Raw genomic sequence first — 16,811 nt, 5'->3', positions numbered from 1 at the left:
ATCTATATTAGTTTCTGAAAATAAAAATTGCTGCAATTGTAGCTAGTGTAGACACTGCAGAAATTAGAACGCCAGTATTTGGGTTATATGAAGATGTCTTGACTTTAGCATTATTTGGCTCTACATAGATGACATCATTTTGAGTTAAATAATACACAGGAGAATTTACAACGTTTATAGATGTTAAATCATATTTTGCATATTTTTTCTTTCCATCCACTTCACGAATTAAAAATACGTTGTTTCGTTTTCCATAAATAGTAAGGTCTCCGGCTAAACCTAAGGCTTGTGTGAGGGAAATACGTTCTCCTTCAACAGTGTATGCACCAGGTCTGTTTACTTCACCTAAAACCGTTACAGTAAAGTTAATAAGTCTAATGTTTACTATAAACTCTTTCACGTATTCACCAATACGTTCTTTTAACATTTTTGTAGCTTCAACTCTTGTAAGGCCTCCCATTTTTACCGTACCTAAAACAGGAAATTCTATATTACCTTCTGGATCTAATAAATAGGTTTGTCTTAAAACAGTTGGTTGGTTTGCCGCACCACCAGAGGTATTATAGGCTACTGCTGGTAAATTAAAGGCAGCAACAGATTCTGAAACTTCAGCAGAAACATCAATTGTTAATATATCATTTGGCTTATATGTGATTTGAAAATTATTGTCTAGCTCGCTTAAACTTACATCTGTTATTGGTTCATCTTGAAAATAGACAAGATCTTTTCTCGAGCCACAAGATGATAGTGCTACAAATGAAAATAGTAGAAATAATCTGAATATGTTGCTAGAATGTTGACGCATAATATTTTGATTTGGTTATGTTATTTTTTTGAGTCTAATACTTCGTATTTAGAATTGTTGGAAATGTATTCTGGAATAATATCTTTAATTAATGATACAATTTCTAGATTTTGTGATTTAGAGTTAATCGTGCACAAATTGGCAATTTTATCACTTATAGTTAATGTATCTATAGATTTTGTTTTGGCAATCATGATTTTTTCATGATAAGTTTGCCTGGTATTTTCCCCGTCTGCGAGTAGCTCTTCATAGATCTTTTCACCTGGACGCAAGCCTGTAATTTTTATTTCAATATCTTCTGGATGTCTTAAACCAGATAGAATGATCATATTTTTGGCTAAATCATAAATCTTTACAGATTCTCCCATGTCGAACACAAATATTTCGCCTCCATTACCCATTGTAGCTGCCTCTAATACTAACTGACACGCTTCGGAAATGGTCATAAAATAACGTGTAATTTCTTTATGCGTTACAGTTAATGGACCGCCATTTTCAATTTGTTTTTTAAATAAAGGAATAACCGAGCCATTGGAGCCAAGGACATTACCAAATCGTGTGGTAATAAATTTGGTCTTCCCTTTTCCTTGTAAACAATTAACATAGAGTTCTGCAATACGTTTAGTTGCGCCCATAACATTAGTTGGGTTTACAGCCTTGTCTGTAGAAATAAGTACAAACTTATTTACACCATGTTTTACAGATAAACTCGCAATATGTCTGGTTCCTCCAATATTGACACTCACAGCTTCGTAAGGATTATTTTCCATTAACGGAACATGTTTATATGCCGCTGCATGAAAGACAATTTTAGGTTTGTGTATTTGGAATAGTTGCTCCATACGTCTAAAATCTCTCACGTCCGCAACTATAGCTGTAAAGTTTTTAATTCCTTTTTGTACAAATTCTTGTTGTAATTCATATAATGGAGATTCTGCCGTATCGAGAAGAATTAATTTTTTATAATTATAATTAGAAGCCTTTCTTGCAATTTCACTTCCAATTGAACCTGCAGCTCCAGTAATTAAAATGATTTGATTTTCATATTCATCTAAAAGAGCAGGATTGGTAATAGATATAGGATCACGTCCTAATAAATCTTCAATATTTACCTCTTTAATTTGTCCTACACTTAAATCTCCATCAATCCAGTTTTGAACAGGAGGTACAATTTTTACTTTTAAGCCTAATTCAAATAGTAAGCCCGAAATTTGAAGTAGCCTAGACGATTCGATATTTTGAATTGAAATAATAACTTCTTCAACAGCATACTTTTCAATAAACTTTGGTGTTATTTTGTCCAAACTATAAACCGACAACGTATTTATCTTTTTTCCAATCTTACTTTCGTTATCATCAATAAAGCCAATAATTTGGTGACTGTTCTTAGGGTCGTTAGTGATAGCATCATAAGTAATCATTCCAGAGTTACCTGCACCAAAAATTAAAATGCGTTTTTGCGTTTTAAAATCTTGCATTAGTTTGTTGTACATAGACTTTATAAAAAGTTTGAAACCAACAAGGAATAGAATATTTAAAAGTAAATGGATATAAATAATAGATCCAGAAATATTGAAAATGCTTTCGTAATTAAAACGTCTACTAAAAAAGGTTGAAACAATCAATATAGTAGCCAAAATGTTGACTCCTATAATAATATTAATCACATCTTTAAACCCAGTAAATCTAACAACACCTTTATAAGATCCAACAAATAAAAAGCTAATCAAAGCCGCTAAAAAGACAAATGGAATTTGCTTAAACATAACTACAAAATCAAAATCAAGATGGAAATTGAATCTTATAATATATGCAGCAACAAAGGTAAATGCGACGATCGTTAAATCGAATAACATAACCAACCATTTGGAGGCATATTTATGTGATATATTTTGAAGTAATTGTTTAATCATGCTCTAAAATACGTTTTTATTGCTGATGTTACTCTATTTATTTCATTTTCAGTTAAGTTAGATCCGCTAGGTAAACATAAGCCTTTTTCAAACAAATCATCAGAAACACCATTGAGGTAACGAGGTGCATCTTTGAAAATAGGTTGTTGGTGCATAGGTTTCCAAAGTGGTCTAGTTTCAATGTTATATGTATTAAGTTCTAACCTTAGTTCTTCTCTAATTGCTTTAGATGGCGTTAACAAGCACGACAGCCAACGGTTTGAAAAAGAACCATGAGGTTCATCAACAAATTGAAGTTCTTCAATACCTTGAAAACTATCTTTATAATGCTGATAGTTTTGTCTTCGAGCTGCAACTCGGTCATCGAGAACTTCCATTTGGCCTCTGCCAATACCAGCAAGTACGTTAGATAACCTGTAATTAAAGCCAATAGAAGAATGCAAATATTCTACCGCCTTATCTCTGGCCTGAGTGGCAAGAAAAACAGCTTTTTCTTTTAGCTTAATATTTTTGGTTACAATCGCACCACCACCAGAAGTTGTTATGATTTTGTTTCCATTAAAGGACAATACAGAGATATCTCCAAATGTGCCGCATTTAATGTTGTTATAGGTACTACCTAAAGCCTCAGCACTGTCTTCTAAAACAGGAATATCGTAGCGTTTTGCTACCTTATGAATTTCACTAACTTTATAAGGCATGCCATACAGATGTACAGCAACAATGGCTTTTGGTTTCTTTCCTTTTTGAATACGATCTTTTATTGCAATCTCTAATTGTTCTGGACAAATGTTCCATGTGTCACGCTCACTATCAACAAAAATTGGAGTAGCACCTTGATACACGATTGGATTTGCAGATGCCGAAAACGTCTTAGACTGACAAATAACTTCATCTCCATGACCAACATCTAATAAAATAAGACCTAAATGAATAGCAGCCGTTCCTGAACTTAACGCAGCCACATGACTATCTTCTTTAAGATAATCCTGAATATCAGCCTCAAAACCATTGACGTTAGGCCCTAAAGGAGCAATCCAATTGGTTTCGAAAGCATTATTAATATAAGATTGTTCTTTTCCACTCATATGCGGAGATGACAACCAAATTTTTGATTCCATAATCAACTTGTTAAGTAAGTTTATTACTATACAGCTAAGCGTTTAGTGAGGGATTTGGGTGAAATTTTGGATGGTTAATACATGTTTAATGCTAGTAACCTGAATAAATTTCTTGTTAAATATGCATTAATACCATAAAACCAACCAAATAAACACGATAAAAAACAATTTTTCACGTTGACCTTTAAGCCTTCGATTTATTAGAAAAGCATAATAATTAAGAAGAAGACTTAATTTTGTTAGCCAAACTTGTCATGGTTTCGCTTTTGAAATTATAAGTTTCATTGAGCTTTTTGTAGGTTTTGAAAATCTCTTCTAGGTTTTTGAAGTTTTCATCCATTTGAGCTCCGAAATTATGAGGGTGCCACCATAAATGAAAAAGCTCATTCTTTTTAGCTGCATGCGTCATTGCTCGCTTTATGCGCTTAATTTTTAAGGGTTCTAAAAACTTCAATTTCTTACTATAAGCTCTAAATAATCTGCTCGATGGAAAATTGAAAAGATCTTTTTCTTTGGTCATGTCCTCTAACTTGTACGTATTTGGTCCAGTAACACTCACATAAGCATCGAGAAACTTTAGCAACTTAAAAATATACCACTCTTTATAAAATTTTGTAGTATGAATGTTATATATGTATGCTTTTTCTTTTCCTCTAAAAGAAGTGATGCCGTGCTTTTTAAGCACTTCTAAATAAGGCTTGTCAAACGGTTTAAGTGGGTCGACCATGTTTCTGGGAAAGACCAGACTGTTTATATCTATACCTAGTGGCTTTGCGATTTGTATTGCCGAACTAAGGTCATTATCAAATTGTTCAACATTTTGACCAGGAATGTGACAGTAATAATGACAAAATGTATGTGTTCCAATTTCGTGATTGCCATTGTTTTGAATTTGCTTTATGCCAGAAAGACCATAATGAAAGGGGTCGTCTTGCTCACTGTTTCCAATTGACGCTATTAAAGGGTATGGCGAAAACTTTTCTTTTGAATACGACGGTTTATGCTTAGGGGCATACTTGAGGAGCTCTTCCTTGTCTTTTGCAAATAAGAAACCAACAGTAGCAAATGTGAGTTTAATGTCATATTTGTCACTCATTTCTAAAAGCCTATCTAAAACTTTTCCAACATTGGTTAAGTTTGTTCTATAGTCGTCTACAGATTTTTTATCAAAAACTCCCCAATGAATTTCGTAATCTAATGAAATAACAAAATGACCGCTCATAGTTTAATTTATATTGGTTTCAAATGTAAATAAAATTAACAGTAATTTTTAATTCTCTTAATTGATAATAACATGGCAAAAATGTTACTTTTGCATCTCGTATCTGTAATACAATGAAAACCAACCCATTCACATCTTCAGTTTTTGAGACCTCTTGGTCCAAACACTTCAATGAAGATAAGACGTTAATGTCTTTTGATTTTTTAGAAGGGGTAAGGTTTATTAAAGATAAACCAAACGGTATTTATGTTAATGCAGGTAGAAATCTTACCAAAGGCTTATATTATAGTCTAAATTATGATAAACAAGATTACAAGGGAAAAACCTTTTTAATCTACGATGTGCCATCGTACTTTGATGTCGAAGATTTTAATGCGCCTTCGCATTCTTCTCTGCGAATTAAAAGAGTATTTCAATACCAAGGTTTTTTGATGGACATCACATCTTTTAATAATCAAGATGAATATATAAACTCTCAATTTAGTTCTAAAAACAGAAGAGAGTTCCGTTCAAATCAAAGACGCTTAGAAACGTGTTTTGATATAGACTACGCTTTTATTCATGAGGCCATGCCGAAAGAAGAATTTAATGTTCTTTTTGAACAGTTTTATGCGTTGTTAAGTAGACGTTTTGCCGATAAACAAACCAACTATCACCACTTAAGCTCTAAAAAATGGAATTATTATAAAGAGTTGGTTTATAATATGTTGAAAAAGAAGCAAGCGTCACTTTTAGTGATTAGCAATGCTAAGACTCCTATAGGAATTACACTTAATTTTCATTCTGAAGATATACTCTTTGAAGCGATCACAGTTTTTGATCCTGATTATTATAAATTTAGTATTGGTAAAACGTCCATAATTAAACTGCTAGAATGGTGTTTTGAGCATAACTTTAGAATTTCTGACTTCTCTAAAGGAGACTTCGATTATAAACATAAATGGAGTAATTTGGCTTATGATTTTGAATACCATATTTTATACGATTCTAAATCGATATTGTCTGTATTAAGAGCTCAGTATGCCATTGCTTATTATAAATTGAAATTATATTTAAGACGAAAAAAAATTAATGAGCTTTATCGAAAGTATAGATTTTATTTAAAAGGAGGCGGAAAAGAAAAGGAAGATAGGGCGTATAATAACTATACATTTGAAAAATTAAACAGTTTTGAACCATCTGATAATCATGAACTCATCGATTTTAAATCTGAGTCATTTCGTTTTTTAACCCAGTTTGTCTATACATTCATGTTTGCTAACCCAGAGCCATTAGAAAATGTCAAAGTTTATAAGCGTATAGATGCGTTGGAATTCGTAATCTCTGGATCAAAGAAGGCGCAAAAAATTATATTCAGTTAGACGTTTTTATTTCTAACATGCGGTCACATTTTGAAAACATTCTCCCAGCGCTATAGTTGTTAAATTGAGCAACGTTTTTATGACCTTTTAGCCATTCTATATAGATAGCTGCTGTGTTAATTCCTGCTTCATGTGAAAACGGATAACCTCCTCCAAATCTTGGATTTAGCTCAAGTACGTAAAGTTGATTTTCTGCAATAAAAACATCACAATCCAGACTGCCAATGTGTTTTAGTTTTTCTGAAATTATTTGTCCAATTTTATCAAACTTTTGATCAATTACAGAGATAGCTTTGTCTGTTTCTCCCGAGCGCATGTTGAGTTTTTCTCTTACAAATGTTCCGTAATATTGGCTTTCAAAATCGTTAACAATGTCCATCCCAAACTCTCTTCCGTCTAATTTCTCTTGTATTAGGATCGCATGATCTAAATCGTGAGAACTAGCTGTATTTAAAATAGATTTTTTCAGTTTAATGTGCTGAAGTTTAAAAGCTAATGCTAATTCTTCTTCAGATTCTGGAAAATCAATACCTATAGAGGCACTTCCCCAACGAGGCTTAACAACCAAAGGATAGTATAAAGTTCCATTTTTGATAGCGTGCAACGCATCTTTTAAGGTTGTATAGGTCTTTGGTGTTTTTAGTCCTATCGATTTTAGAAAGTTAAACGTTTCAACTTTATCAAAAGCAATATCAATCACATTTTCATTAGACACAATAACTTTTGTGCCTGTAGCTTCTAATTCGGCTTTATGCTTTGAAAGGATTGGTAATTCTAAATCATTGAGCGAAATAACAGCCGTGATTTGATGTTCAATAATAATGTTTTTAAGCGCTTCTATATAAGTGTCATCATAGATGTTTGGGACTAAAATGGCAATATCTGCATCTACCATAGCAGGAGCAGATACGCTCATGTCGGCTGCAAGGATAAGCCCTTCACCATTAATGGCCTCTTTAAAATAATTAATGAGATAATTACGTCTACCTGCACAAGTAAATAATATATTAATTGCCATGCGTTGAATTTTGGTTAGTTTCTGTTCCCATGAAATCAGGAACGATATCATTTTCCACACTATATATACCATCTTTTTTAAAGACTTTATATACTGTCAAAAATAAAATTTTAATGTCTAATATAAACGACATATGTTTAACGTACCACACGTCGTAATTAAATTTTTCTTCCCAACTAATTGCATTTCTACCGTTCACTTGAGCCCAACCTGTTATGCCAGGTTTGATATTGTGACGTTGCTTTTGATGATCATTATATCTTGATAAATATCTAACAAGCAAAGGTCTGGGGCCAACAATACTCATATCGCCTTTAATTACATTTAATAATTGTGGGATTTCATCTAAGGAGTACTTTCTAACAAAAATGCCAGCAGCTGTTAAACGCTCAGATGGTGGGAGTAATTCGCCATTCTCATCTGTTTTATCATTCATCGTTTTAAACTTAATTATCTTAAAAATACGTTCATTTTTGCCTGGTCGTTCTTGATAAAAAAATGCTTTACCATTATTCTTAAACATGAGAACACACCAAGTAACTAAAAATATAGGAAACAGTAAGATGAATCCAATACTTGCAGAGAGGATGTCAAAAAACGGTTTGATAATATGTTTGTACAATCCCATTACTTCAAACTTTTATAATAGTTTAAAATTTCGTTCCACACAAAACCTTGCTCGTAGCGTTCTATAATTCTTGATCTGGTGTAATTTACCATATCTTTCCTTTTTTCAGGATGATCTATCATAAATTGCATAGCTTGCTCTAGTGCTTGCTCATTTTTAACAGGTATAATAAGTCCGTTAACGCCATCTTCAATAACTTCGTTGCAACCATTAATGTCAGAAACAATACATGGTAAGTTCATACAACTGCACTGTAATACAACATTAGGAAATCCTTCTCTATAACTAGGGAAGGTGAGTACGTTTGAAATGGCAACATATGGTCTAATATCTTTTTGTAAACCTACAGCCAAAATTTGATTATTTTCCTTAATAAGAGCCTCTGTTTCTGGTAACAATGGGTCTAAGTGATTCTCTCTTGGCCCAACTAAAATTAACTTGCAGTGCAGTTCTTTTTTGGATAACCTATTAAATGCACTTACTAACTCATTAATACCTTTATCTCTAACAATTCTTCCAATAAATATAAAAACAATGTCATTATTTACAATGCCAAGTTCTTGCTTTAGTTCTAGTTTTTTTTCTTCTGAAACATGAGCTGTATCATAATGGCTAGTATCTATACCATTTGAACTTCCATTTCCAATAACCATTAGTTTTTCAGGTTTGGTATAGTTGTTTTCGATAATAATCTGTTCTAGACCAAATGAATTGGGTAATATTTTGGTTGCACAGCTATAGGTGAATTTTTCAACAGCGTCTAGCAATTTCCTTTTACTTCCTTTTGTTTCTAATAGAGGTAATCCTGCTATGGTATGCAATCTATGCGGAACACGAGCCAATTTTGCGGCAAGCATACCTAAAGTACCAGCTTTTGGTGTATGCGTATGAACAATAAAGGGTTTTTCAGATTTAAACAATTTGTAGAGTTTGAAAGTTGCCTTTAAATCTCTTATTGGTGTTATGGTTCTTGTCATCTCCACCACATGTGTTTTGATGCCTTCATTTTGTCTTACTTCTGCCAAGGCATCTCCATCTCCAGAGATTCCAATAACTTCATAATGCTTACTCATAAAACGAGATTGTCCTCTCAAAAGCGTTCTTAAGGAGGATGGAACCGTTGTGATACGAATAATTTTTTGCATACTAATTGTTCATTTGATTAAGCATTGTTCTTACAAAATTATCAATAGCTCTAGATTCAATATAATCTTTAAAATAGATCTCTCTATGGCTAGTAGTATCAACAAGACCTTTATCCATAGCCTCTCTTAAGGCATCTACATTCTCAGTTTCACAAGTTATAATACCTTTGATGTTCGAAATTTCCCCAGCACATGTCGTACTTACAACATGATCATTTTGCGACATCATTTGAAGCAAAACATTTGGAAACCCTTCTATTCTAGATGATACCACACAAAGTCGAGCTTTTTTAAATATTGGATATACATTGCTAACATAACCATATAAAATCACACGTTTTTGTAAGTCTAGTGTTTTAATTTGTTGTACTAGTTTTTGTTCTTCTTCTTTAGTGCCAACACCCAAAATAACCAATTTCAAGGTTTTATCTTTTAACAACTGAAACGCATCTATAAGAATATCGAAGCCTTTTTCTGGTATGAAACGACCAGCTGCAACTATAAAATTATCAATATTGAAAGTTACTTGCTGTTGGGCTTTTTTAGAAATTTCGTCTAAATTAACAGGGTTTGGTATGACAATAACACTTTCTTTTTTCTTTAACCATGGTAATGCTTGTAAAAGCTGGCTTTTCATTAAATCTGTTTGGCATATAATGACATCGGCTTTCTTATATCCCATAATATAGGCTGTTTTGTAGAGTAGGAGTTTAAATCCTTTAAACCTTAAAAAGATGGAAGTAGATTCTCTTAGTATGAGCTTCGTATGCTTTAATACTCTGGTGTATTTTAAAAAACCCAATAGACCATTTATGAGTGCTTGAGAACTTATAGTATGTTTTATGTCATTTAATTTGTTGAGCGTCCTTATGTATTTAGCGGCACCAAAAAAACCTTTATAAACAGAGGAGTTGTTTAAATATACAATAGTGCACTTATCTTCCAAAGACTCCCATCCACGATGTTTTTTGTTAACAAGAAATACGACTGTACATTGTTTACCTTGATCAATAAAATAGTTGATGATGGTAAACAATACCTGCTGAGCACCTCCACCAATTAAATCATCTGGTAGAACAAAAAGCCAATCTATGGTTCCTTTTTTTTGCATTAGTGATTCATAAGATTAGTGAATACGTCTTGATATTGTTCAATTATTCGAGTTTTACTAAATTTCTTCGCTACGGAAGCAATCACCTGTTTTCTTTCTAATGGAACAGAATGAAGTTTAATAAGCGCTTCTTTTAATTCGATTTCAGAGTCCACCAAAAATCCGTTAACACCATGCGTTACAATTTCCGAAGTACCACCTAGACAATTATAAGCTACAACAGGTGTGCCCACAGCGCAGCTTTCTAAAAGTGCATTTGGAAAACCTTCTGCATAGGATCCCTGAATAAAGACATTACTGTTTTTTAAATAACGTTCTACATCGTTGGTAAAATCAATCCATGTCACTTTATCGTTAAGGCCTAATTCATTGACTTTATTTTTTATCAATTGTTCGTGTGGCCCACTTCCTATAATGGTATAGTTGAATGCCAGATCTAGCGAGCTCAAGGCTTCTAAAATTCGACAATGTCCCTTTTCATTATGTAAACGACCAACAGTAATGTACTGTGTTTTGGAGTTGTACTGTATTTCAATTTCAGAAGAATATTCTTTTGTTATCGGATTATTTATAATGGTAATCTTTTTTGCCGTCTTTGGACGAAGTTCAATAAGCTCATCGGCCATGTCTTTAGATTGGCAAATTATAGCATCTAATAATTTATAGCTGAGGCTATTTAAGGTTTTTCCAAAAGGTAGTAAGTTGGTGTTGTGATACTGTTTGGTTATTTTCTTAATGTTGGCTTCCCTGGCTACAAATTTGATCTTTCTATAAAAAAGAGACTGTACCGCTGTTACTGCTGTAAGATGCGCAATAGAGGTCATTACAATTTGTGGTTTGAGCTGTTTCAATTTTGAAAATATACCAGTGATTCCGTCTAAAACACGATTTTTATTTAAAAAATGTGTTTCAATATGTTCTACGGAAAAAGCTGCATCTTTTTCAAACCCGACAATCAATAGAATAGGAGTGAACTTGCTTTTGTCGAGATTTTGGGCAATAAACGAAACGACGCGTTCTGCACCTCCAGCTTTTAATGACGGTAAAATAAATAAGATTTTGATTGTTTTATCCATCATAGAGTTATACAATAGAAAGTCCTTTTCCGTTGTCGTTAAGCCATTGTTTTAATACTAATAGTTTCCAAATTAATGGATACCTATTCCAGCTACCATCCATATGTTGCTTAATCATAAATTGCACCTTTTCTACATCAATGCAAGGTATTGATTTTAAGGCAGTGTCGTCAAGTTCGCTCAATACAAAATCTTTTAAATCTTCTTTAAACCAGCGCGAAAATGGCATTGTGAATCCAGCCTTAGGTCTGTCAAAAATATGTTCTGGAACCGATTGATATAAAACATCTTTAAGAATACGTTTTGTATTGCCTTTATGAAATTTAAACTCGGTGGGTAGTGAGTTAGCAAAATCAACAATACGATGATCTAATAATGGGGCACGTGCTTCAAGTGAAAAAGCCATTGTGGCTCTATCAACTTTAGTGTTGATATCGAAGTTGAGATAAGTTTTGGTATCAAAATCTGAAATACGTTCCATAAGGTTTTTATGATCGTGCATTAAATACTTAAGTTCATCAACCTCGCGATTGTTATAGTTAGTATTAATGTAAGATTGATCAACACCAGTCATGGCACTCAAATAGGCTTCATTTGAATCTTTAAACTGAATCGCCTTAGCAATGACCTTTAATTTATAATGTGGCATAAGGTTTAAACCAAATGCAGATAACTTCCTTACGGACTGTGGTAACTTATAGATTTTACTTCCTTTTCTAGTCCAATTATATCTGTGATATCCAATGAAACTTTCGTCACCAGCATCACCAGAAAGTGCAACTGTAACATGCTTTCTTGTGTATTTAGCCAATAACATAGATGGAATTGCAGAGGAATCTGAAAATGGTTCATCATAGAACTCATTGAAGTTTTTTATAAGATCTATACCTTCATCGTAATTACATTCTATAACATGATGATCGGTTTGTAAATGATCTGCAACTTGCTGCGCATATTTACTTTCATCAAATCCTTTTTCGTTGAATTTTACAGAAAAAGTTTTGATTTTAGTCGAAGATGTTTCTGTAGCTTTTGCTGCAATTAATGAAGAATCTATTCCTCCAGATAAAAATACACCAACAGGAACATCTGCGAAAAGTCGTGAAGAAACAGCATCTTTTAGAATATGATTGAGTTCTTGTTTAGCGTCTTCGTATGAACCCGTAAATGGTCTTTCGTTTTTATAGTCAATGTCCCAATAAGCTTGTGTATTAAATGCTCCAGAATTTAAGTCGAATGTAAATGAATGTCCAGCCTTTAGTTTTTTGATTTCATTAAAAATTGATTGCGGATCTGGAATGTTTCCCCAAGCCAAGTAATAAGAAATGGCTTTTTCTGAAATAGATAAATTATCCATATGCAGCTGTATGGAGGATATCTGACTTGAAAATTCAAAATCTTTACCATTGTGGTAGTAATAAAATGGCTTTTGGCCCAACCGATCTCTTGCACCAAAAAACAATTGTTTTTTTACATCATATATAACAAAAGCGAACATACCATTAAAGTGGTTAACGCAAGCTTCGCCATATTCTAAATATGCAGCACATAATACTTCAGTATCACTAGTAGTTCTAAAGGTATATCCTTTTTTTGTGAGTGTTTCTTTTATCAATTGAAAATTATAGACTTCACCATTAAACACAATATGAATGTCTTCATTATAGGTAAATGGTTGATCAGATCGTGGGTCTAAATCTATAATAGATAATCGGTTATGACCAAAGGAAATGTTATGGTCATTATGATTATAGAATTGCCAACCCATTTTGTCTGGACCTCTAAAGGCAGTACGCTTTAGTTTGTCTTTAACTTGTGATTCGGTATACTTTAAGGTTGTTCCGTATATTCCGCACATAAATTTATACTATTTGGGTGTTTTGTGTTCTGAACAAAAATAGATATTAAATCCACTTTTACTTAAAAAAGACTATTAAAAGTCGTTTTAGACTACGAAATGAAAGGCTACTTTTTATAATGCTGATTTATAAAGGTTTAAATGCGCTTGATAAACGACATCAATATTATAACTCGATTTTAATTCGTCATACAATTGCTGTGTTTTTTGGAGTGCCTTGTCGTAGTTTTGAATACAATCAATCATAGATTGGTGAAACATGGATAGATCAGATACATAAGCATTGTCATTATTGAGAAAATCAGGAATACTACCAACAGGAGTTGAAATGATGGGCAGTTTTGCAGCAGCAGCTTCAATTATAACCATTGGCATACCTTCCCATTTCGATGGAAGTATTAGTGTATTGGCCGTTTGCAAATAGGGCTTAATGTCACTTCGAAAGCCTAAAAGGTTGAAATGCCTTTCGAAATCTTTATGATCAGCAGTTTCTATCTCTATTAACTTTAAGAGTTGTGCTTTTAATTTGCCTTCACCAACAACATCAAAGACAAAATCTTTAAGTCCGACTTCAATTAACTTTTTGGCAGCAGTAACCATATAAAGCGGGTTCTTTTCATCGCTCAATCGACCTAAATATAAAAACCTAAAAGGATGGTCAATTTCACTTTGTCGTGATGAAGTAATAGATAACTCATTAAAATCTACACCATTGGGAATAACAACATTGTTTTTGAGATACCATTGCTTTGCATTCTCACTAAAAACAATATCCTTTTTTCTAAAGCTTTTTGTTGCGAAGAGCATTAGCTTTCTATTATAAATTTCAATAGTGCTAGAATGAAGCGTAAATACAATTGGTATTTTCTTGTAAAAAAGTCTGTAGAGCGTACCTAAAATAGCACTGTGGTATTGATGACAATGAAATATGGGTTTGTCTTGGTCTTTAATGATGCTGTGTAGCTTTTGAAGCCCTCTTTTTAAACTAGAGTTTTTAAAAGATGTCACATTCAAAAAATGATACTCTATTTGATGTTCTTTAAATTTAGGTTCGAGTGTATTATCATCTGAAATTGAAATCACAATGGTTTTAATAACTGATGTAGAGCACTTTGCTAACTGCAATACCATTTGTTCTGCACCTCCGCCTCCTAAACTACTTGATATGTGTATTATAGTCACTAGATATTGTCTTACTCTAATTAATAATTTGCTTTTTTTGTAATTCTGTCTTTAGAAACGTAGTAAAAACCTCTGCGCCTTTAGAAGACATATGGGTTTTGTCTTTCCAATAGCTTAAATCGTTATGCTCTAAAAAGAATCCTGAGTAATCTTCGTAAGACACGCCTATAGATTGTAACGCTTTCTTTAATGTGTCATATTGAACTTTACATTCGGGGTCATAAGTTGGCGTTGTAAGCATTACTAAGGTTTTATTATTGGCTTTACAAAAATCATTTATTTGATTGATGTATTTCCATACATCTGGGTTTATTTTTTTTGTGTCATCGCAATCGTAATTTGATTTTATAGATAATGATTTTTTGAATGTTTCAGTTTGGGCTTCTGTAATATCTAGCGGATCAAAACCATAGTACATTTTATGATCATATTTTGGCGACACATAATTTTTTACAATTCCAATGGCTTTCCCGTTATAATCTAGAGACCATAAAAAATGTTGAAGCACGTTATCTTGATTTGCCTCAGAAACAGCCTTTTTTATAATCGGATTTCGATTGTATTTCGTGATTAAACCTTTAACATCAGAGGCATCATAGTCATCTACGAATACCTTGTTTGGATCAATATTAAAAATGATTAACTGATCTTTATCTTTAGGTAATAACTGAATTAAAGTGGCTGAATAAGCGATTGCACTACCATCCATACCAACATTGTAACTAGATGGTTTTATTTTTTTTACATCAATATGATGATTGGATCTAGATGTTCCAAAAGCAATTACATCTAATGAATCTTTTAGAATCATAAATTGGTTTAGCTTTCCAATTGATTGTCCAGACATTACCTTATCACTTATCTTATTTAAACCCATATACATTAGCTTGTCCATGCCGTAAGTAAGGAGTAGTATAATTAGAATAAGTTTAAGTGCCGATTTCATTGATATATGCTTCTATTAAAATTGAAAATAAATAAAATTATTAGAGGTTGAATAAAATAATGCTATAATCATAATAACTACTGATGTGAAAATTGCTAGATTTCTTGGCTTAATCGTACTTCCATAATTTTCTAATGTTACTTTTTTACGGAAAATAAAAATATCAAAACATAAGCCCAATGTGAGCATCAATAAAGCAATAATGACAGTATTAATATTTCCGATGAAAGGTGATGTGTAATCTAAGCTCAAAATACGTTTGAGTATGAGCAGGGAAGAAGATAAGTCTTGTGCTCTAAAAAACACCCAAGATAAAAGAACGATGGCCAAAGTCCAGAGGCTGCCCAAAACATTAAAATTTTTAATGTTGAGTTTTGAAAATGTAAATTTCTCAATGGCTAAGGCTGTACCATGAATGGCGCCCCAAATTACAAAGTTCCAAGAGCTACCATGCCATAAACCACCAAGTAACATCGTAATTAATAAATTGCGATATGTAATTTTAATGCCTTTTCTATTTCCGCCTAAAGAAATATAAAGGTAATCTTTGAGCCATGATGATAATGATATATGCCAGCGCCTCCAAAATTCGGTTATGGATTTTGAAAAATATGGAAAGTTGAAATTTTGATTAAAATTGAAACCTAAGAGTTTTGCGCTACCTATAGCAATATCTGAATATCCAGAAAAGTCATAATATATTTGGAATGCATAAAAAATTGTTGCCAGTAAAAGTGTTGAACCATTATGTAGTTCTGGGTTTGCGTAAACGGTATCAACATAAATGGCTAGATTATCTGCAATTACAATCTTCCTAAATAAGCCTACAATAATCTGGAAAATTCCGGCATTGAATTGCGAGGATTTAAATATGCGTTTGTTCTTTATTTGTGGGATTAAGTTAGAAGCACGTTCTATAGGGCCAGCCACAAGTTGAGGAAACAAACTAACATAAGTAAAAAATGCTACGATGTCCTTTGTAGGTTTTAATTGTTCCCTATAAACATCAATGGTATAACTAAGTGTTTGAAATGTGTAAAAACTAATTCCTACTGGTAGTATGATATTTAGGGTTAAATCGTTGACTTGCCAGCCTACTGTAGACATGGCTTGAGCAAAAGAATCTGCAAAGAAGTTATAATATTTAAATATTGCTAATAAACCTAAGTTTGAAACAAGACTGAGTAACAGCCATCTTTTTTTATGTTTTTTAGATGGAGAGCTTTCAATTTTTAATCCAGTAATATAATCGATAAATGAACTATATACAATAAGAGATAGGAAACGCCAATCCCACCAACCATAAAAGATGTAGCTCGAGATTAATAACAATATATTTTGTTTGGACACACTATTCCTGAGCATCCAATAGATAGCGAAGACTACTGGGAAAAATAATAAAAATTCAATAGAGTTGAAAAGCAT

The 16,811-nt window shown here is 32.7% G+C and carries 14 protein-coding genes; 1 reads left to right on the top strand and 13 read right to left on the bottom strand.

Annotated elements, in window-relative coordinates; all coding sequences use genetic code 11:
• Positions 1-7: 7 nt before the first annotated feature.
• From Q0787_RS08090 to Q0787_RS08075, 4 genes are all read right to left on the bottom strand, one after another.
• Positions 8-805 (bottom strand): polysaccharide biosynthesis/export family protein, encoded by a 798-nt coding sequence (locus tag Q0787_RS08090; protein ID WP_298901902.1) that lies wholly within the window; start codon positions 803-805, stop codon positions 8-10.
• 20 nt (positions 806-825) lie between these two features.
• Positions 826-2,718, bottom strand: coding sequence for a nucleoside-diphosphate sugar epimerase/dehydratase (locus Q0787_RS08085; protein ID WP_298901900.1), 1,893 nt, complete (start codon positions 2,716-2,718; stop codon positions 826-828).
• Positions 2,715-3,839, bottom strand: coding sequence for an aminotransferase class I/II-fold pyridoxal phosphate-dependent enzyme (locus Q0787_RS08080; protein ID WP_298901898.1), 1,125 nt, complete (start codon positions 3,837-3,839; stop codon positions 2,715-2,717). The genes Q0787_RS08085 and Q0787_RS08080 overlap by 4 nt, the downstream gene beginning before the upstream one ends.
• Positions 3,840-4,056: 217 nt before the next feature.
• Complete coding sequence (locus Q0787_RS08075) at positions 4,057-5,061, bottom strand: polysaccharide deacetylase family protein (protein ID WP_298901897.1); 1,005 nt, start codon at positions 5,059-5,061, stop codon at positions 4,057-4,059.
• Positions 5,062-5,174: 113 nt separating this feature from the next.
• Between Q0787_RS08075 and Q0787_RS08070 the strand changes: the two genes are divergently transcribed.
• Positions 5,175-6,422 (top strand): GNAT family N-acetyltransferase, encoded by a 1,248-nt coding sequence (locus Q0787_RS08070; RefSeq protein WP_298901895.1) that lies wholly within the window; start codon positions 5,175-5,177, stop codon positions 6,420-6,422.
• On the opposite strand, the gene Q0787_RS08065 is transcribed toward Q0787_RS08070, so the two are convergent.
• The 9 genes from Q0787_RS08065 to Q0787_RS08025 all read right to left on the bottom strand — a co-directional run bounded on the left by Q0787_RS08065 (position 6,415) and on the right by Q0787_RS08025 (position 16,811).
• On the bottom strand, positions 6,415-7,440 hold the full coding sequence (locus Q0787_RS08065) for an ATP-grasp domain-containing protein (protein ID WP_298901894.1): 1,026 nt from the start codon (positions 7,438-7,440) through the stop codon (positions 6,415-6,417). The two genes, Q0787_RS08070 and Q0787_RS08065, sit on opposite strands and share 8 nt — an antisense overlap.
• Positions 7,430-8,062 carry a sugar transferase gene (locus Q0787_RS08060; protein ID WP_298902231.1) on the bottom strand — a complete coding sequence of 211 codons (633 nt, stop codon included), beginning with the start codon at positions 8,060-8,062 and terminating at the stop codon, positions 7,430-7,432. The genes Q0787_RS08065 and Q0787_RS08060 overlap by 11 nt, the downstream gene beginning before the upstream one ends.
• 5 nt (positions 8,063-8,067) lie before the next feature.
• On the bottom strand, positions 8,068-9,213 hold the full coding sequence (locus Q0787_RS08055) for a glycosyltransferase family 4 protein (RefSeq protein ID WP_298901892.1): 1,146 nt from the start codon (positions 9,211-9,213) through the stop codon (positions 8,068-8,070).
• A gap of 1 nt (position 9,214) precedes the next feature.
• Positions 9,215-10,324 (bottom strand): glycosyltransferase, encoded by a 1,110-nt coding sequence (locus Q0787_RS08050; protein WP_298901891.1) that lies wholly within the window; start codon positions 10,322-10,324, stop codon positions 9,215-9,217.
• Complete coding sequence (locus Q0787_RS08045; protein ID WP_298901889.1) at positions 10,324-11,403, bottom strand: glycosyltransferase; 1,080 nt, start codon at positions 11,401-11,403, stop codon at positions 10,324-10,326. The genes Q0787_RS08050 and Q0787_RS08045 overlap by 1 nt, the downstream gene beginning before the upstream one ends.
• A 4-nt stretch (positions 11,404-11,407) precedes the next feature.
• Positions 11,408-13,258 (bottom strand): asparagine synthase (glutamine-hydrolyzing), encoded by a 1,851-nt coding sequence (gene asnB / locus Q0787_RS08040; protein WP_298901888.1) that lies wholly within the window; start codon positions 13,256-13,258, stop codon positions 11,408-11,410.
• 114 nt (positions 13,259-13,372) lie between these two features.
• On the bottom strand, positions 13,373-14,440 hold the full coding sequence (locus Q0787_RS08035) for a glycosyltransferase (RefSeq protein WP_298901887.1): 1,068 nt from the start codon (positions 14,438-14,440) through the stop codon (positions 13,373-13,375).
• A 16-nt stretch (positions 14,441-14,456) separates the two neighbouring features.
• Positions 14,457-15,386, bottom strand: a complete 930-nt coding sequence (locus Q0787_RS08030) for a hypothetical protein (protein WP_298901886.1) — start codon at positions 15,384-15,386, stop codon at positions 14,457-14,459.
• 15 nt (positions 15,387-15,401) lie between these two features.
• Positions 15,402-16,811, bottom strand: coding sequence for an MBOAT family O-acyltransferase (locus tag Q0787_RS08025; RefSeq protein ID WP_298901882.1), 1,410 nt, complete (start codon positions 16,809-16,811; stop codon positions 15,402-15,404).

It is taken from the genome of uncultured Psychroserpens sp. (assembly GCF_947492715.1).
Lineage (GTDB): Bacteria > Bacteroidota > Bacteroidia > Flavobacteriales > Flavobacteriaceae > Psychroserpens.
Note: the sequence above shows the minus strand (reverse complement) of the source record. Positions and strands in the feature narration are given on the sequence as shown.

What these genes read in the sequence shown, in the direction of transcription:
- Q0787_RS08045 (WP_298901889.1), bottom strand. Translation starts at nt 11,403, where the DNA reads ATGATGGATAAAACAATCAAAATCTTATTTATTTTACCGTCATTAAAA.
- Q0787_RS08075 (WP_298901897.1), bottom strand. Translation starts at nt 5,061, where the DNA reads ATGAGCGGTCATTTTGTTATTTCATTAGATTACGAAATTCATTGGGGA.
- Q0787_RS08030 (WP_298901886.1), bottom strand. Translation starts at nt 15,386, where the DNA reads ATGAAATCGGCACTTAAACTTATTCTAATTATACTACTCCTTACTTAC.
- Q0787_RS08080 (WP_298901898.1), bottom strand. Translation starts at nt 3,839, where the DNA reads ATGGAATCAAAAATTTGGTTGTCATCTCCGCATATGAGTGGAAAAGAA.
- Q0787_RS08050 (WP_298901891.1), bottom strand. Translation starts at nt 10,324, where the DNA reads ATGCAAAAAAAAGGAACCATAGATTGGCTTTTTGTTCTACCAGATGAT.
- Q0787_RS08070 (WP_298901895.1), top strand. Translation starts at nt 5,175, where the DNA reads ATGAAAACCAACCCATTCACATCTTCAGTTTTTGAGACCTCTTGGTCC.
- Q0787_RS08090 (WP_298901902.1), bottom strand. Translation starts at nt 805, where the DNA reads ATGCGTCAACATTCTAGCAACATATTCAGATTATTTCTACTATTTTCA.
- Q0787_RS08055 (WP_298901892.1), bottom strand. Translation starts at nt 9,213, where the DNA reads ATGCAAAAAATTATTCGTATCACAACGGTTCCATCCTCCTTAAGAACG.
- Q0787_RS08085 (WP_298901900.1), bottom strand. Translation starts at nt 2,718, where the DNA reads ATGATTAAACAATTACTTCAAAATATATCACATAAATATGCCTCCAAA.
- asnB (WP_298901888.1), bottom strand. Translation starts at nt 13,258, where the DNA reads ATGTGCGGAATATACGGAACAACCTTAAAGTATACCGAATCACAAGTT.
- Q0787_RS08025 (WP_298901882.1), bottom strand. Translation starts at nt 16,811, where the DNA reads ATGCTTTTCAACTCTATTGAATTTTTATTATTTTTCCCAGTAGTCTTC.
- Q0787_RS08065 (WP_298901894.1), bottom strand. Translation starts at nt 7,440, where the DNA reads ATGGCAATTAATATATTATTTACTTGTGCAGGTAGACGTAATTATCTC.